The organism is Brooklawnia propionicigenes (assembly GCF_030297015.1).
Classification (GTDB): Bacteria; Actinomycetota; Actinomycetes; order Propionibacteriales; family Propionibacteriaceae; genus Brooklawnia; species Brooklawnia propionicigenes.
In genome coordinates this window covers 2,626,167-2,641,789 of sequence record NZ_AP028056.1, presented here as the reverse complement: position 1 = coordinate 2,641,789, position 15,623 = coordinate 2,626,167, and the positions used below count along the sequence as shown (strand labels likewise).

Below are 15,623 nucleotides of genomic sequence, written 5' to 3'. Positions count from 1 at the left end.
CCCAAGCTCAGGACGCGAACCTTGGCGTCCACAAGGTGGTTTCGCGGGCGGCCTCGAAGGCTGCCAGCACCTGCCGCTTGTTGAACTGCTCGGGACGGTTGACCAGCCAGTTCGCGATGTCGGACTGATCGATGACCGCAACATCGTCGGGGAACCGCTCGATCACCAGACGCCGGTCGTTCACCGGAACGATCACACCGGTGATGCCGATCTCCCAGCGCATCGACGTCGAGAAGCCACCGGCGCGCCGACGGGCCTCGCCACGGATCTGCGAAACATAGGGCTCATCGTGGCCGTCCACCAAGAACCGGTCTCCGCTGACCCGCAGCTTCGAACCGGGCAGATGCTTGGCATTCAGCAGGTACACACCGCCGGGGCCGACCGCCCAGTGATCCAGCTCGGTGCCTTCGTCGGCTGCGCGGGTGGCCTGCAGAAAGCCCCAACGCGGATCCAGGCCCGACAGCCGCACCAATTCGGCCGCCAGCAGTTCGTTCGGGTCGAGCAGCGCGCGGCGGGCACTGCCCTCGCGCAGCAGCCAACGATCGAGCAGAGCCCGCATGGGCGCGCGGCGGCGCGGATTCTCCCGCACGATGGGGAACTTCTCAAAGCCGAATCCGGGCATCACCATGTCGGTGATCTGCGCCCGGCGAGGCGCCACTTGCAGGTGCGGTGCATCTTCGTCGGCAAAGTACCCGCGTCGCGCGGTTGTTGCCGGCGCAGCAATCTCAAGCTGCTCAGCGACTGACATGTCGTCTCACCCCGTCCAGAACGGCATTTCGCCTCGATGGTCGGGCCCATCGTATGAAGCAGTTGCCGTTATGGCCGGTTGCCACGCGGGAAACGCGGAGATTAGTTGAAAATTGGCTCGCGATCCCGGCTGCGCTTCAACTCGAAGAAACCATCGGCGGCCGTAACCTTGGAAACGCCGTCGAACAGATCTCCGGCGGCCTCACCGGTGGGCGCAGGCGAAATGACCGGCCCGAAAAGGGCCTTCCCGTTGATGTGCAGGACCGGAGTGCCGACATCGCTGCCGACCGGATCCATGCCCTGGTGATGGGACAGCCTCAGCGCCTCATCGTATTCGTCGGTTTGGGCCCGGTCGGCGATGGTTTCGTCGAATCCGCACTCGCGCAATGCCGCCTTGACGACCTCGGGATCGCCCACGGTCTCGCCCATTGGGTGATAGCGGGTACCCAGAGCCGTGTAGAAATCGCGCAGGGCCTCGGTGCCGTACTGCTGCTCCACGCCGATCGCAGCACGAACACCGATCCAACCGCGCTTCATGTGATCGAGGTAGCCAGGGTCCAGGTCGCGGCCCTCATTGAGCACCGACAGGCTCATCACATGGAAGACCGTGTGCACCGGACGGACCTTCTCCACCTCGAGCATCCAGCGTGATGCCATCCACGCCCACGGGCACAACGGATCGAACCAGAAATCAACCTGCTGACGTTCTTCACTCATGCACCACAGCCTAGATGCGGGCCTGCAATTCAAGACAGGACAATTCTCGGTGCGCGAACAACCGTGGGTCGAGCGCGAAATGCCCGCGCCAGCCGGTAACCTCCAAAATGTTACGTGCACATCAGTGTGGGCGATGGCTCCCTAACCCGGGGACCAACCCAGGTGCGCGAATGCGGCGAACGGACAAAGATTGGAAGGCCCCATGACCAGTTCGGTGAACATCACGAGGGATGAAGCACAGCAGCGGTCCCAGCTCATCGCCAACCATGCCTACCGCGTCACCGTCGACCTCACCGGACGCGGACTGGACGACGAGCCGCTCGCAGATCCGGCCGCCACCTTCATCTCCACCTCGACCGTGCAGTTCGCCAGCGAGGCGGGCCACAGCTGGCTCGATCTGATCGCCGACGAGGTCATCGATGCCTGGTTGGACGGCGTCCAGCAGCCCCCGGACGCCCACGATGGCTTCCGGCTCGCCCTCGATCTGGCCAGCGGCGAGCATCAGCTGACCGTCACCGCGCTGTGCCGCTACTCCCGCACCGGTGAGGGCCTGCACCGCTTCGTCGATCCCGCCGACGGCAAGGTCTACCTCTACACCCAGTTCGAAACCGCCGATGCGCGCCGCATGTACGGCTGCTTCGACCAGCCTGATCTCAAAGCCACCTTCGAGCTGACCGTCAAGGCACCCGAGGACTGGAAGGTCTACTCCAACTCGCGACCCGCCGAGCACGAGCCGGGCGGCGATGGCTTCACCACCTGGCATTTCGCGCCCACCCCGCCGATCTCCAGCTACATCACCGCACTGGTGGCAGGCGAGTTCCATGTGCACACCGGTGAGATCACCTCGATCAAGGGTGTCGTGCCCGCCGACTTCGTGTGCCGCGAGTCGATGGCACGCTACCTGGAGGCCGAGCAGATGGGCACCACCACTCAGCGGGGCTTCGAGGTCTACGAACAGGCATTCGGACGCGAATACCCCTTCGACTCCTACGATCAGCTCTTCTTGCCCGAGTACAACGCCGGCGCCATGGAGAACGCGGGCTGCGTCACCTTCCGAGACGAATACCTCTTCCGTTCCAAGGTCACCCAGGACGACTACGCGCGGCGGGACAACACGATCCTGCACGAGCTCGCCCACATGTGGTTCGGCGATCTGGTCACCATGAAGTGGTGGGACGATCTGTGGCTGAACGAGAGCTTCGCCGAGTGGTCGGCCTACTACTGCCAGAGCGAGATCGCGCACCGCTACGGCGGCAATGACCCCTGGACGACCTTCGCCAATATGCGCAAGCTGTGGGCCTACCGCGTCGACCAGGCACCCGGCACCCACCCGATCGCGGCCGACATGATCGATCTGGAGACCGTCGACCAGAACTTCGACGGCATCACCTACGCCAAGGGCGCCAGCGTCCTCAAGCAGCTGGTCGCCTATGTCAGTGAATCCCAGTTCCTCGCCGGGGTGCGCGACTACCTCGCCGAACACGCCTGGGGCAATACGACATTCGCCGATCTGCTCGATGCACTGCAGAAGTCGAGCGGGCGCGACCTGTCCGGGTTCGCGTCCGAATGGCTGGAAACCACCGGCGTGAACCTGGTGCGGGCCGATTTCGATATCGCCGACGACGGCAGCTATTCACGGTTCGAGGTGCTGCAGAGCGCCGACCCGGCGCATCCGACGCTGCGCACCCAACGGTTGGCCATCGGGCTCTACGATCTGCGCGTCGGCGGCCTGCTGCGCCGCGAGTCGCTGGAGATCGATGTCAAGGGGGCACGGACGATCGCCGAGGCGCTGGTGGGCAAACCCCGCGCCGATCTCGTACTGCTCAATGACCGTGACCTCAGCTACACCAAGGTCCGTCTCGACCCCGACTCGCAGCGGGTGGTGACCGAGAACATGGCGCAACTGGTCGATCCGCTCGCCCGTGCGGTGGTCTGGACCAGCGCCTGGGACACCTGGCGCGACGCGGAGATGACCTCGTCCGACTACCTGACTCTGATACTCAGCGGGTTACAGACCGAATCCGATGTGACAGCGATCATCAACCAACTCCGCCAGGCCCATCTGGCGGTCACCCGCTACGCCGCGCCCGGCCAACGTCATCAGTTGCGCGCGCGACTGGTGGCCGGCCTGGCCGAACTCCTGAAGACCGCGCAACCCGGTTCGGACCGGCAACTTGCGGTGGCCGACGGGATGATCTCGGCCGTCGACTCCCCCGCCGGCGCGGGATTGCTGGAGGGCTGGCTGACCGGCGAGGAGGTGCCCGAAGGCCTGCCGATCGATACCGACCGCCGCTGGGCAATCCTCACCACGCTCGCCCGACTGGGACGCATCGGCACTGACCAGATCGATGCCGAGCACGACTCGGACCGCACGATCTCGGGCGCCGAATCCGCCGCCGGTGCGCGCGCCGCGTTGGCCGATCCGCAGACCAAGGCGGAAGCCTGGCGGCTGGCCACCGACGAGGTCGACATCCCGAACGGCACCCACGTCGCCATCGCCGCGAACTTCTGGAAGTTCGGCCAAGAAGAACTGCTCAACGGCTACCAGGACGCCTACCTGGAGCTGTGTGATCAGATCGCCACCTCATCGGGTAGCTGGGCCAAACGTGGACATGTCGCACGCCAGACCGCATTGACCTACCTGTGGCCGGCAGTCCTCGCGGATCGCGAGTGGATCGTCAAGCTCGACGAGTGGGTCGAGGCCCGCGATCTGCCCGAGCAGGTGCGCCGGGTGCTGGCCGACTCGCGCGCCGAGGCGCTGCGCGGCATCAAGGTGCAGGAGTTCGGCCAAACCGTCAACGGTGAGCAAGCCTCCGGCGGCGACCAGGCCTCCGGTGACCAGGGCTCCGGTGACCAGCAGGACGACCAGGATCAGTAGTGAGCAGCTACACGATCAAGGGAGCGCGCTCGTCCCAGGGCGAGCCGCTGGAGCTGCACATCGCCGATGGTCATCTGGTTGCCGAGATGGCCCCGGGCGCTGAGGTGATCGAGGCGGATGGGCTGCTGGCGCTGCCCGGTTTCGTCGACATGCACACCCACCTGCGTGAGCCGGGTTTCGAGGCGTCCGAGACCGTGGCGAGCGGAACCGCTTGCGCGGCGCGGGGCGGTTTCACCGCGGTCTTCGCGATGGCCAATACCGATCCGGTGACCGATTCGGTGGCCCGCGCTGCCCACATCGCGGCATTGGGCCGGGCAGCCGGGAATGCCGAGGTGTTCCCGGTCGGTTCGATCACGATAGGACTGGCCGGCGAACGGCTGTCCCCCATCGCCGAGATGGCGGCCGCCGGGGTACGGATGTTCAGCGACGACGGTCGCTGCGTCATGAACTCCGCCCTGATGCGCGAGGCACTGCAGCTGTCGGCCGTACACGGGGTGATCATCGCCCAGCACAGCCAAGATCATGTGCTGGCGGGCCCGGAGGCCGCCGCCGACGAGCGATCGGTCGCAGCCGACCTCGGCCTGACCGGCTGGCCATGGGCCGCCGAGTCCACGATCATCGCGCGTGACGTGCAACTGGCTGAGCTGACCGGCGGACACCTGCACGCCTGCCACATCACCACCGCGGAGAGCGTGGAGGTGGTGCGCTGGGCTAAGGCCCGCGGCGTCCAGGTGACCGCCGAAGTGACGCCCCACCATCTGCTGCTGGATTCACAACATCTGCGTGCGCTGGACACCACCTTCAAGGTCAATCCACCGTTGCGCGGCTCCGAGGACATCGAGGCGCTGCGCGCGGCGTTGGCCGACGGCACCATCGATGTGATCGGCACCGATCACGCGCCCCACGATCCGGCAGCCAAGCAGGGCGACTTCGCGCACGCCAAGCCGGGCATGCTCGGTCTCGAACAGGCACTCGCCTCGGTCCTGGAAACCATGGTGAACACCGGACGCATGGGTTGGACCGACGTCGTCCGGGTCATGAGTGCCATGCCGGCGCGTATCACCGGCGCCTCCGGCCAGGGCGGTGCGCTGCGTCCGGGCGAGGTGGCCAATCTGGTGCTGGTGGATCCGGTCCGGCGGGCCCGGGTCGACCGGGAGCGATCGAGTTCGGCGTCCCGCAATAACCCGTATCACGGCCTGGAGCTGCCCGACCCGATCGAGATGACCTTCTACTCAGGCCATCTCAGTTACTCCCGCCGGTCCTGACCGCCCAGGGGCCCTGACCGCCCAGGTACGAGGCGCCCGGGCGGTCAGCCCGGGTCAGGCGCGCATGGCCTCCATCTCCTGGGCCTGGCTGAGCACGGTGGCGGCGATCTGCTCGTCGTCGATCTGCAGGAAGCGCAGCACGGCATGCACCGCGCTGTCCAGGTCGCCGGAGCGCACCTCGTTGACCAGTGCGGACGCGGCCGCATCATTGACCGGGGCGCCGACACCCCGCAGATGCAGCACCCAGCCCGCGACCGGACGAGTTGCTCCGGTGGCGACCTTGCCCGCAGCGGCGAACGCCTTGAGATGCGGCACGATCCGGATCGGCAGCTTCTGGGTGCCGTCGGCAGCGATGCGGGCCAGCTGATCCTTCATCCGCGGATTGGTGAACCGCTCCAGCAACGCCGCGCGATACGCCTGCTTCTCGGCGTCAGGCAACGGAACCTGCTGCACCGCATCGTCCCAGAAGGCGTTGACCCAGCCGAGCACCCGCGGATCGTTGATCGCCTGGTAGACGGTCTCCAACCCGAGCACCGGAGCGCAGTAGGCCATCAGCGAATGCGAGCCATTGAGCAAGTAGAGCTTGCGCATCTCATGGGGAACCACGTCGTCCACGAACTTGGCGCCGACGCTCTCCCAGTCTGGATGGCCCGCCTTGAATTCGCCTGCCAGCACCCACTCGGCGAAGGGTTCGCAGACCACCAGCCCGGGGTCGACGATTCCGGTCAGTTCGGCGACCCGGGCGGCGTCTTCCTCGCTGGTATGCGGGGTGATGCGGTCGACCATCGTGGTCACGAATCCGACATTCTCGTCGATCCACTCCAGCAGGCTCGCATCGACGTAGTCGGCGGCCTGCCGGATAACGGTCTCGGCCATCGTGCCGTTCTCCGGCACGTTGTCGCACGGCACGAAGGTGATCGCACCGGCGCCGGCGGCCCGGCGGGCCAACAGGCCCCGGACGAACTTCGCCGGTCCGGTGAACACCGGCTCGTCGAGCTGGCCCGACTTCAACTTGTCCAGATCGGCGATCAGCTCCGGATTGCCCAGATCAAGATCGCCCTGCGGGTTGCGGCAGTAGCCGGCCTCGGTGATCGTCGAGGTGACGATGACCACCTGCGGGTCGGCGAACAGTGTCATCCAGGACTCGATGTCGTGCGAACGGAAGGACGCGCTGATCGAGCTGATCACCTCGACCCGATCGCCCTCGGGAGCCTGAATGTCCAGCTGGTAGAGCCCCTCTTGGGCGTCCAGGGCATCGTCGCGCGGCGAGACTCGGGGCCGCAAGGTGGTGCGTCCGGGGAAGCCCGCGATGCCCCACTGGTCGGCGTCGCTGGCGTGCTCGGTGTACCACGCCTGGTGGGCGCGAGTGAAGTTGCCGATGCCCAGGTGGACGATCCGGATCGGCGCGGCGGGCCGGCCGTCCTGGGCGCGGTTCAGGATGCGGCTCACAGCTTGAACACCTTCTTGGGGTTGTCCACGACCAGTTTGCGGGCCTGCTCGATGGCCTCGTCCTCATCGAGGCGGTGCGCCGCCACGAGGTTCGCCAGGTGCGCGGCATCGAGCCGGCGCATCATGTCGTGGCGAGCCGGGATCGAGCAGAAGGCGCGGGTGTCGTCGATCATGCCCGAGATGCGGCTGAACCCGGCCATCTCGGTGACCGACTGCTTGAAACGCATGATCGACTCGGGGGCATCGATGAACCACCAGGGCACGCCGATGTACAGCGAACGGTAGAAGCCTGCCAGCGGCGCGATCTCGCGGCTGTAGACATCCTCGTCCAAGGTGAACAGCACCAGATTGAGGTTCGGATGATTGCCGAACCTGTTGAGCATCTCGCGCGTGGCGCGGGTGACCTCGATGGCGTAGGGAATGTCGCAGCCGACGTCGGCACCGTAAGCCTCGAAGGTGGCGCGATCGTGATCGCGGAAAGCTCCCGGGTGGAGGGTCAGAGTCAGGCCGTCCTCAGTGGCCATCCGCACCTGGTCCATGATCAGGTGGTGATGCAGAGCCGTGGCCTCTGCCGCGGTGATCTCACCCGCGCGGGCCTTGCCGTAGAGCCGCTCGGCGTCCTGCGCATCGAGATAGGCCGCATCAAGGTCCTGAATGCCATGGTCGGTGCTGACGCCGCCATGAGCCTTGAAGTATGCGCGACGGTTCTCCAGGGCCGACGTGAGACCGGCCAAGGTGCTGACGTCGACGCCGGCCACCTCACCGAGCGTATCGACGCGCTGGTTCCAGTCCGGGTTGGCCGGGGTCAGGTACTTGTCGGGACGGAAGGTCGGCGCCACGCGATGCTTCGCGGAGAACTCGGCATCGGCGGCCAGCTTCTCGTGGTCATGCAGGTCGTCGCAGGGGTCGTCGGTGGTGGCGATGAACTCGATCTTGAACTGATCCATCAGGGCACGCGGACGATGATTGTCGTCGTCGATCCAGGCCTGGATGGTGTCGTAGATTTCATCGGCGGTCTCGATGCTCGGACGCTGGGTCACGCCGAAGACACCCACCAGCTGATCGGTCAGCCAGTACCGCATCGCGGTGCCGTTGAAATCGCTCCAGTGTGCACAGAAGGTGCGCCACGCCGCCCGGTTGTCGGCCTCGGTCATATCGGTGCGGGTCACCGGAACGCCCAGCTCGGACAGTTCGACGCCGTTGGCGTGCAGGATGCGGTTGATGTAGTGGTCAGGAGTCAGCAGCAGCCGCGTGGGGTTGCCGAACGAGAGGTTCTCGCTCATCCAGGCGGGCGGTACGTGGCCGTGCGGCGAGATGATGGGCAGGTCCTTGGTTTCGGCATAGATGCGCCGCGAGATCTGACGGACGGCCCCGTCCGCAGAGAACAAGCGGTCTTCATGCAAAGTCAGTTCAGGTGCCATGGCCACATTCTGATGCATGCCGATCACCTGCCCGAAACGTTGCCACGTGTTGCCAGCCACCGCGCCGGCCGGCGGATTCAGCAGGACAAATCGGGCGCGCCGCGCTGTATCGTGAATCGGGACGTCGCAGTCGATCACAACCAGGAGCGTGTCATGTCCATACCTACCGTCGGTGGCCCTGGCTACCACATCGGTGTCGAAGAGTTCGAGGGGTTCGTCGCCGCGGCGATCGGCGATGTCGACCTCGCCGGCAAATCCGTGTGCCTGATCATTCCGGACGACACCCGCGGCTGTCCGATGCCTCGCATCCTGCGAGCGGTCTACAAGGCCGTGGCCGGTAAGGCCGCCAGCCTCACCTGCATCATCGCGCTGGGTACCCACGAGTACATGGAGCCGGACGAGATCGCCTTGTGGGCGGCCGGTGATCCGAAGGCGGACCTCGGCGCGGTCTACCCGGGCATGCCGATCATCAACCACCTGTGGAAGGACCCCGAGCAGCTGGTCGATGTCGGTCACATCAGCGGCGAGCGCATCAGTGAGCTGTCCGGGGGTCGTCTCGATATCGGCACCGATGTGCTGATCAACAAGACGGTCGTCGAGGCCGATGTGAAGATCATCGTCGGCCCGATCCTGCCGCACGAGGTGGTCGGCATCTCCGGCGGCAACAAGTACTTCATCCCCGGTTGTGCGGCTCACGAGTTGATCGACATGACCCACTGGGTCGGTGCGCTGATCACGTCGGCGAAGATGATCGGCAGCCCGGGCACCACCCCGGTGCGCGCGATGATCAACGAGGGCGCCCACCTGATCCCGGGCGAGAAGTACTGCCTGGCATTCGTGGTCAAGGCATACTCCGACGAGCTGGAGTCGGCGTCATTCGGCAGCCCCGAGGATGCCTGGGCCGAGCAGGCGAAGGTGACCGCCCAGACCCACATCGAGTACGTCGACGCGCCGTTCAAGAACGTCATCGCGGAGATCCCGCAGCGCTATCACGACATCTGGACCGCAGCCAAGGGCTTCTACAAGACCGAGCCGGCCGTGGCGGACGGCGGCGAGACGATCCTCTACGCCCCGCACATCACGACCGTGTCCGAAGCCCACCCCGAGATCTACGAGATCGGCTACCACTGCCGCGACTACTACGTGAAGCAGTGGGACAAGTTCAAGGACGTGCCGTGGGGCGTACTGGCGCATTCCACCCACGCCCGCGGCGCCGGCAGCTACGATCCCGAAACCGGTGTGGAGAGCTGCCGGCTGAAGCTGACCTTTGCCACCCAGATACCGCCGGAGGTCTGCGAGTCCATCAACGTCGGATACCGCGATCCGGCCACGATCCCTGCGCTCATGGAGGATCCGGAATTCCATGTCGTCACCGATGCCGGTGAGGTGCTCTTCCGGCTGGCTTCGGAGCGGCCCAAGAGCTGACCGCGACCGGGCAGCGACCCCGCGCGATGTATCCGGCAGCTGTCAGCGTCGGGGCGCTGGACCGGTCGATTCGCGGACGATCAGCCGCATCGGCAAGACCGACGGACGATCGGCGCTGGTCTCCGGCTCCTGGCCGTTGGCCAGCGCGATCACCGTCCGCGCGGCGCGCTCCCCCAGCAGGGTGAGCGGCGACGCGATCGTGGTCAGCCCCGGACTCACCAGGTCGGCGACGAAGACATTGTCAATACCCACGACCGACAACTCGTGGGGCACCTGCACTCCGGCCATCTTCGCAGCGCGCATCACGCCGACGGCCACCACATCGTTGAAGCAGATCACTGCCGTGACATGCTGCTCGCGGATCTGCGGCAGGATGCCCATCCCACCGCGCACGGTCGGCGCTGTCGGACCTACCCGATGATCCATCAGATCGAGCTCATAACAGCCCTCACGGAACGCTCGTTCCCGGGCGCCGTCAGCCCACGAGTTGGTCGGCCCGCTGACATAGGCCACCCGCCGGTGACCCAACTCCGCCAGATGTTCCAATGCCCGCCGCATCCCCCGGGCATTGTCCGTGATCACGCTGGGCAGGCCTGGCACCAGCCGGTTCAGGGAAACAACCGGGGCGGTTTTCGCGGCATTGCGCAAGAAGGAGTCGGGCAGCCGCGACGTGGCGACGATCATGCCGTCGACCAGCGGCATCGTCCGATCGGACAGCCGGCGCTCCAGCTCGTCATTCTCCTGCGAGTCGGCCAGGATGATCGAGTAATCCTCGGCCAGAGCAACATGTTCGGCGCCGCGAATGATGCCGAAGAAGAAGGGGTTCGTGATGTCGGTGGCGCTGATGCCCAGCATCTTCGATTGCCGGGCTGCCTCGGTCTTGACGACCTGCGGCACTCGGTAGCCCAGCTCGGCGGCCACCTCGTGAATGTGAGCTGCCGTCCGGGCACTGACCCGTCCAGGACGAGAGAAGGCCCGCGAGACGGTCGACGGGCTTACCCCAGCGGCCTTTGCGACATCGTAGATGGTCACGGCCTTGTCTGCTGAGCCCGGCTTATCCACGGGAAACACTCTAACCGACCCGTGCTCAGCCATGACGATGCCCACCGGTGGCAACATTGCCCGGATTTGTATTGAATTACGCGAGATCGGCTCATGACGCCGTAGCGTTGCGTCTAGACACGGACAGCGATGCCTGATGCGATTGATATCGGTCACCAGGAGCGGCGGCTGAGCCAATCGGCGGCAAACAGCGGCAACGATTGCTCGCGCGCCGCACGACCAGGCAGGATTGCGGTCCAGGGTTGTTTGGCTCGACACAGCAAGGAGAAGCAGCATATGTCAGAGAAGGCCAATATCGGCGTCGTCGGTATGGCGGTGATGGGCTCAAACTTGGCCCGTAACCTCGCCCACAAGGGGTTCACCGTTGCGATCTTCAATCGCACCTACGCCAAGACTCAGCAGGTCCTGGCCGATCACGGCAACGAGGGCAAGTTCATCGGTTCGGAGTCGATCGCCGATTTCGTGGCCTCGATCGAGCATCCGCGCTCCATCATCATCATGGTCAAGGCCGGTGCCGCCACTGACGCGACCATCGAGGAGCTGCTTCCCTATCTCGAGCCCGGCGACATCATTCTGGACGCCGGCAATGCCTACTTCCGCGACACCATCCGCCGCGAGAAGGAGATCTCGGCCAAGGGCTTCCACTTCGTCGGCACCGGCGTGTCCGGCGGCGAGTACGGCGCCCTGACCGGCCCGTCCATCATGCCCGGCGGCACCCCGGAGAGCTACAAGATCGTCGGCCCGATGCTGGAGGCCATCTCCGCCCATGTGGGCGACGAGCCCTGTTGCGCCTGGATCGGCCCGAACGGCGCCGGCCACTTCGTCAAGATGATCCACAACGGCATCGAGTACTCCGACATGCAGGTCATCGGTGAGGCCTGGGAGCTGCTGAAGGCCGCCGGTATCGGCAATGCCGAGGCCGCGGAGATCTTCAAGAGCTGGAACGAAGGTGAGCTGTCGAGCTACCTGATCGAGATCACCGCCGATGTGCTGAGCCAGACCGATCCGCAGACCGGCGGCTCCCTGGTCGACGTGATCAAGGATCGGGCTGGGATGAAGGGCACCGGCACCTGGACGGTGCAGACCGCCCTCGAGCTGGGCGTTCCGGTCAATGGCATCGCCGAATCGGTCTTCGCACGGGCCGAGTCGAGCCACGACGATCTGCGCGCCGTCGCACAGCAGACGCTGCAGGGCCCCGACCGTACGCTTCAGGTGCCCGACAAGGATGCGTTCGTCGAAGACGTCCGGCAGGCGCTGTGGGCATCCAAGGTGGTCGCCTACTCCCAAGGCTTCGACGAGATCCGCACCGGCGGCATGGAATTCGGCTGGAACATCAACGTCGCCGACTGCGCCAAGATCTGGCGTGACGGCTGCATCATCCGCGCCAAGCTGCTGGAGAACATCCGCAAGGAGTACTCGGCCGACCCCGATCTGGTGTCGCTGATGTGCGCCCCGTCCATTGCCCCGCAGCTGGCTCAGTACAACGACGCCTGGCGCCGGGTGGTGTCGGCCGCCGTGCAGTCCGGTGTGTCGGCTCCGGTCTTCTCGAGCTCGCTGGCGTACTACGACATGGCGCGGGCACCTCGCAACAATGCCGCTCTGACCCAGGGCCTGCGTGACTACTTCGGTTCGCACACCTACGAGCGTGTCGATCAGCCGGGCCACTTCCATCTGGATTGGTCGGGCGACCGCTCCGAGGTGAAGACCTCGGACGACTGAGTCCGCGTCCGATCGGTCGAGTTGCCGACAACCACTACCGGCCGGTTCCCTTCGGGGAGCCGGCCGGTTGCGTCGTATCAGTCTGGCGAACTCACTGGGTGGTCAGTAGCTTTTCCAGCGCCGCGCGGGCGGCATCGGGCAAGGGACGTTTGTGGCCGGCCTCATCGGCACAGACGAGCACGGTGCGGGCCTTGGCATGGACGATGCCGTCGTCCGGATCGACGATCTCGGTGGCCAGCACGATCGAACTCGTGCCCAGGTGAACCGGCGCAGTCAGCACATGGAACGGCTCCAGCCGGAACATCATCTGCACCAGATAGTCGATGTCCTGCCGAGCGATCAACCAGCGCGCCGCATCGGCGTTGCCCATCGCGACCCGGGCCATCGACGGATCGGCGTGGGAGGTCATGTCCACTCGCCCGGCCAGCACATAGTCGAGATAGCGCACATTGTTGACGTGCTGATAGCGGTCGGGGTCCGACCAGCGCACCTGCACCGGGGTGATCTTGCCCCGGCCCGCGAGTTCGGGAGCAACCAGCTCGGGCAGCGGCGCGGTGTTCTCGTCCAGCCAGGCGGTGAAGAACCCGCGCTCCCGGCGGGTGAGCCGCCGCGGCACCATCCGCTCGAAGTCGTAGGGGCACAAGACCGTGCGCGCCTCGACGCACAGGCTGTCGTCCTGGATCAGCCGGTAGGCGATCACCAGGCGTGCGGCGCCCACCTCGGCCACCCACAGCTCGGCGCGCAACGGATCGTCGCTGTAGTGGATCGGGTTGCGGTAGGAGATCTGATGGGCGACCACCACAAGGCCGTCCTCGATCATCTCGCCGGCATCACCCGACAGCATGAACTCGGCGCGCGCCTGCTGCAGATAGTCGGCCACCATGACGTTGTTGACATGGCCCTGGGCGTCCAGATCGGTCCAGCGCAGCTGAACGTCAGCGACGAAAACCCCGGTCATCGCGGTACGAGATCGGACATCGGCGCGTCGTCGGCGTACATCGCGTTGATCGCGTCGGCGTAAGCCGAGTTCACCTCATCGCGGCGCACCTTCAGGCTGGGGGTCAGGGTGCCGTCGGCCATGCTGAGCTCTGCCGGCAGGATTGTGTAGCGCTTGATCTGTTCCCAGCGCTCCAGCCGGGTGTTGACCTTGCGCATGAACCGGTCGATCGAGGCGTGGATGGCCGGGTCCTGGGTCAGCTCGGCGTACGACATGTTCTCCTTGCCGCGGCGCTCGGCCCATTTGCGCAGTTGCGGCTCGTCCAGCGTGATCAGCGCGCTCACGAACTTGCGGTCCTGCCCGATCGCAACCACCTGACTGACGTAAGGGATGTTCGCCATGACCGCGTTCTCGATCTTCTGCGGGGCGACGAACTTGCCGTTCGAGGTCTTGAAGAGGTCCTTCTTGCGATCGGTGATCGTCAGATAGCCGTCGGAATCCAGCACGCCGATATCACCGGTGCGATACCAGCCGTCATCGAAGGCCTCCCGGGTCTCCTCGGGCAGATGGTGATAGCCGCGGGCGATGGTCGGTCCGGAGACCAGCACCTCGCCGTCGTCGTCGAGCTTGGTCTGCAGGCCTGGGATCACCGGTCCGACCGTGCCGAAACGCGGACGATCCGGCAGGTTGAGGAAGGTGATGGCCGCGGTCTCGGTGGCGCCGAAGCCTTCGACGATGGTGATGTCGGCGCTGTAGAACCACTCCTGCACCTGCCGGGAGAGTTTGGCCGATCCGGAGATCATGAACCGCATCCGCCCGCCCAGCCTGGCCTTGAGCTTGCTGAAGACCAGCTTGTCGGCGACGGCGTACTGCAGCCGCAGCACCCGCGGCAGCGGACGACCGGCCAGCCGGTAGGGGCGCGACTCACGACCCACCTTGAACGCCCACCGGGAGATGCGTCCCTTGACACCGTTTTGGGGATACATGGTCATCACGGCGGCACGCACCTTCTCGAAGATGCGCGGGACGCCGACCAGGATCGTCGGGTGGGTCAGAGCGAGTCCGTCGACGATGTGGTCGACCCGTCCGTCGACGACCGAACGGAAACCGATCGACAGCTGCACCGAGATCAGGTCGCGGCCGAAGACGTGGCTGAGCGGCAGCCACAGGTAGAGCACATCGTCCTCGTGGACGAAGTCGAGGTAGGCCATGGCCGCCCCCTCGTAGGCCCAGCTGCGATGCAGCAGTTCGACGCCCTTGGGATTGCCGGTGGTGCCGGAAGTGTAGATCAGGGTGGACAGCGAGTCCGGGCCCAAGGTGCCGATGGACTCGTCCACGCAGGCGGGATGTTCGGCCAGATAGGCCGCGCCCCGGTCGAGCAGGTCGTGCCAGACGATCACCCGGTCGTCGGCATGGGCATCGGCCGGCCGGTCGTCATCGATGAGGATGATGTGGTGCAACTGGGCGTCCAGTTCGGGGGCTTGGTGCACCTTGGTGAGTTGCGCGTTGTTCTCGAGCACCATCATCACCGAGCCCGAATCGCGGACGATGTGGCTCATGTCCTCGACATTGGTATTCGGGTAGACCGTCGTGGTCGCGGCAGCGGCGCAGGCGACGGCCAGGTCGGCCTCGATCCACTCCAGCCGGGTGGCACACGCTATGGCGACCCGCTGCTCGTACTGCAGACCCAAGGAGAGGAACCCGGCAGCGGCACGGTCGACGACCCCGCGCACCTCACCCCATGTGACGTCACGCCAGCCGTCGCCATCGGGCACGGTGAAAGCGACCTTGGCCGGGTCTGCGGCGACCCTGTCGCGGAACATCGTTGGGTAGTCAGAAGCACACTGCGCGAGAATCGTGTCGGCGACTTGCTGTGCGTTGGCGTTCATTACGCTCCTCGTTGGCTGCCGGCCCGGGCAGCGGAAGGTCATCTGCTGGCATCTGATCCTAACGCTCAGCAAGGTATGAGCCCGCCGCGCATCGCCACCCCCATGATTCACTCT

11 protein-coding genes are annotated in these 15,623 nt (G+C 65.6%); 4 read left to right on the top strand and 7 right to left on the bottom strand.

Annotated elements, in window-relative coordinates:
- Window positions 1-7: 7 nt before the first annotated feature.
- Together QUE25_RS12135 and QUE25_RS12130 are read right to left on the bottom strand one after the other, a co-directional pair.
- Window positions 8-748 carry a hypothetical protein gene (locus QUE25_RS12135; RefSeq protein ID WP_286265356.1) on the bottom strand — a complete coding sequence of 247 codons (741 nt, stop codon included), beginning with the start codon at window positions 746-748 and terminating at the stop codon, window positions 8-10.
- A gap of 101 nt (window positions 749-849) precedes the next feature.
- Complete coding sequence (locus QUE25_RS12130; protein WP_286265353.1) at window positions 850-1,464, bottom strand: mycothiol-dependent nitroreductase Rv2466c family protein; 615 nt, start codon at window positions 1,462-1,464, stop codon at window positions 850-852.
- Between the two features lie 202 nt (window positions 1,465-1,666).
- Between QUE25_RS12130 and pepN the strand changes: the two genes are divergently transcribed.
- On the top strand, window positions 1,667-4,342 hold the full coding sequence (pepN, locus tag QUE25_RS12125; protein WP_286265351.1) for an aminopeptidase N: 2,676 nt from the start codon (window positions 1,667-1,669) through the stop codon (window positions 4,340-4,342).
- Window positions 4,342-5,607, top strand: coding sequence for a dihydroorotase (locus QUE25_RS12120; protein WP_286265348.1), 1,266 nt, complete (start codon window positions 4,342-4,344; stop codon window positions 5,605-5,607). The genes pepN and QUE25_RS12120 overlap by 1 nt, the downstream gene beginning before the upstream one ends.
- A 54-nt stretch (window positions 5,608-5,661) precedes the next feature.
- On the opposite strand, the gene QUE25_RS12115 is transcribed toward QUE25_RS12120, so the two are convergent.
- Together QUE25_RS12115 and uxaC are read right to left on the bottom strand one after the other, a co-directional pair.
- A complete protein-coding gene (locus QUE25_RS12115; protein WP_286265347.1) occupies window positions 5,662-7,056 on the bottom strand; it encodes a mannitol dehydrogenase family protein in 1,395 nt (464 codons plus the stop codon).
- On the bottom strand, window positions 7,053-8,477 hold the full coding sequence (gene uxaC / locus QUE25_RS12110) for a glucuronate isomerase (protein ID WP_286265344.1): 1,425 nt from the start codon (window positions 8,475-8,477) through the stop codon (window positions 7,053-7,055). The genes QUE25_RS12115 and uxaC overlap by 4 nt, the downstream gene beginning before the upstream one ends.
- Before the next feature lie 153 nt (window positions 8,478-8,630).
- On the opposite strand from uxaC, the gene QUE25_RS12105 reads away from it, so the two are divergent.
- Complete coding sequence (locus tag QUE25_RS12105; RefSeq protein WP_286265342.1) at window positions 8,631-9,902, top strand: lactate racemase domain-containing protein; 1,272 nt, start codon at window positions 8,631-8,633, stop codon at window positions 9,900-9,902.
- Window positions 9,903-9,944: 42 nt separating this feature from the next.
- Here QUE25_RS12105 and QUE25_RS12100 read toward each other — a convergent pair whose 3' ends face one another.
- The gene (locus tag QUE25_RS12100) at window positions 9,945-10,964 is read right to left on the bottom strand and encodes a LacI family DNA-binding transcriptional regulator (protein ID WP_286265340.1); all 1,020 of its coding nucleotides are present in this window, start codon (window positions 10,962-10,964) and stop codon (window positions 9,945-9,947) included.
- 276 nt (window positions 10,965-11,240) lie between these two features.
- On the opposite strand from QUE25_RS12100, the gene gndA reads away from it, so the two are divergent.
- The gene (gene gndA / locus QUE25_RS12095; protein WP_286265338.1) at window positions 11,241-12,683 is read left to right on the top strand and encodes an NADP-dependent phosphogluconate dehydrogenase; all 1,443 of its coding nucleotides are present in this window, start codon (window positions 11,241-11,243) and stop codon (window positions 12,681-12,683) included.
- Between the two features lie 91 nt (window positions 12,684-12,774).
- Here gndA and QUE25_RS12090 read toward each other — a convergent pair whose 3' ends face one another.
- Both QUE25_RS12090 and QUE25_RS12085 read right to left on the bottom strand, forming a co-directional pair.
- Window positions 12,775-13,641, bottom strand: coding sequence for an acyl-CoA thioesterase (locus QUE25_RS12090; protein WP_286265333.1), 867 nt, complete (start codon window positions 13,639-13,641; stop codon window positions 12,775-12,777).
- Complete coding sequence (locus QUE25_RS12085; RefSeq protein WP_286265331.1) at window positions 13,638-15,509, bottom strand: AMP-dependent synthetase/ligase; 1,872 nt, start codon at window positions 15,507-15,509, stop codon at window positions 13,638-13,640. The genes QUE25_RS12090 and QUE25_RS12085 overlap by 4 nt, the downstream gene beginning before the upstream one ends.
- Window positions 15,510-15,623: the final 114 nt, after the last annotated feature.

Bases quoted from the DNA above. Each gene is read 5' to 3' on its own strand.
- QUE25_RS12130 (WP_286265353.1), bottom strand. From the start codon at position 1,464: ATGAGTGAAGAACGTCAGCAGGTTGATTTCTGGTTCGATCCGTTGTGC.
- uxaC (WP_286265344.1), bottom strand. From the start codon at position 8,477: ATGGCACCTGAACTGACTTTGCATGAAGACCGCTTGTTCTCTGCGGAC.
- QUE25_RS12105 (WP_286265342.1), top strand. From the start codon at position 8,631: ATGTCCATACCTACCGTCGGTGGCCCTGGCTACCACATCGGTGTCGAA.
- gndA (WP_286265338.1), top strand. From the start codon at position 11,241: ATGTCAGAGAAGGCCAATATCGGCGTCGTCGGTATGGCGGTGATGGGC.
- QUE25_RS12090 (WP_286265333.1), bottom strand. From the start codon at position 13,641: ATGACCGGGGTTTTCGTCGCTGACGTTCAGCTGCGCTGGACCGATCTG.
- QUE25_RS12085 (WP_286265331.1), bottom strand. From the start codon at position 15,509: ATGAACGCCAACGCACAGCAAGTCGCCGACACGATTCTCGCGCAGTGT.
- pepN (WP_286265351.1), top strand. From the start codon at position 1,667: ATGACCAGTTCGGTGAACATCACGAGGGATGAAGCACAGCAGCGGTCC.
- QUE25_RS12135 (WP_286265356.1), bottom strand. From the start codon at position 748: ATGTCAGTCGCTGAGCAGCTTGAGATTGCTGCGCCGGCAACAACCGCG.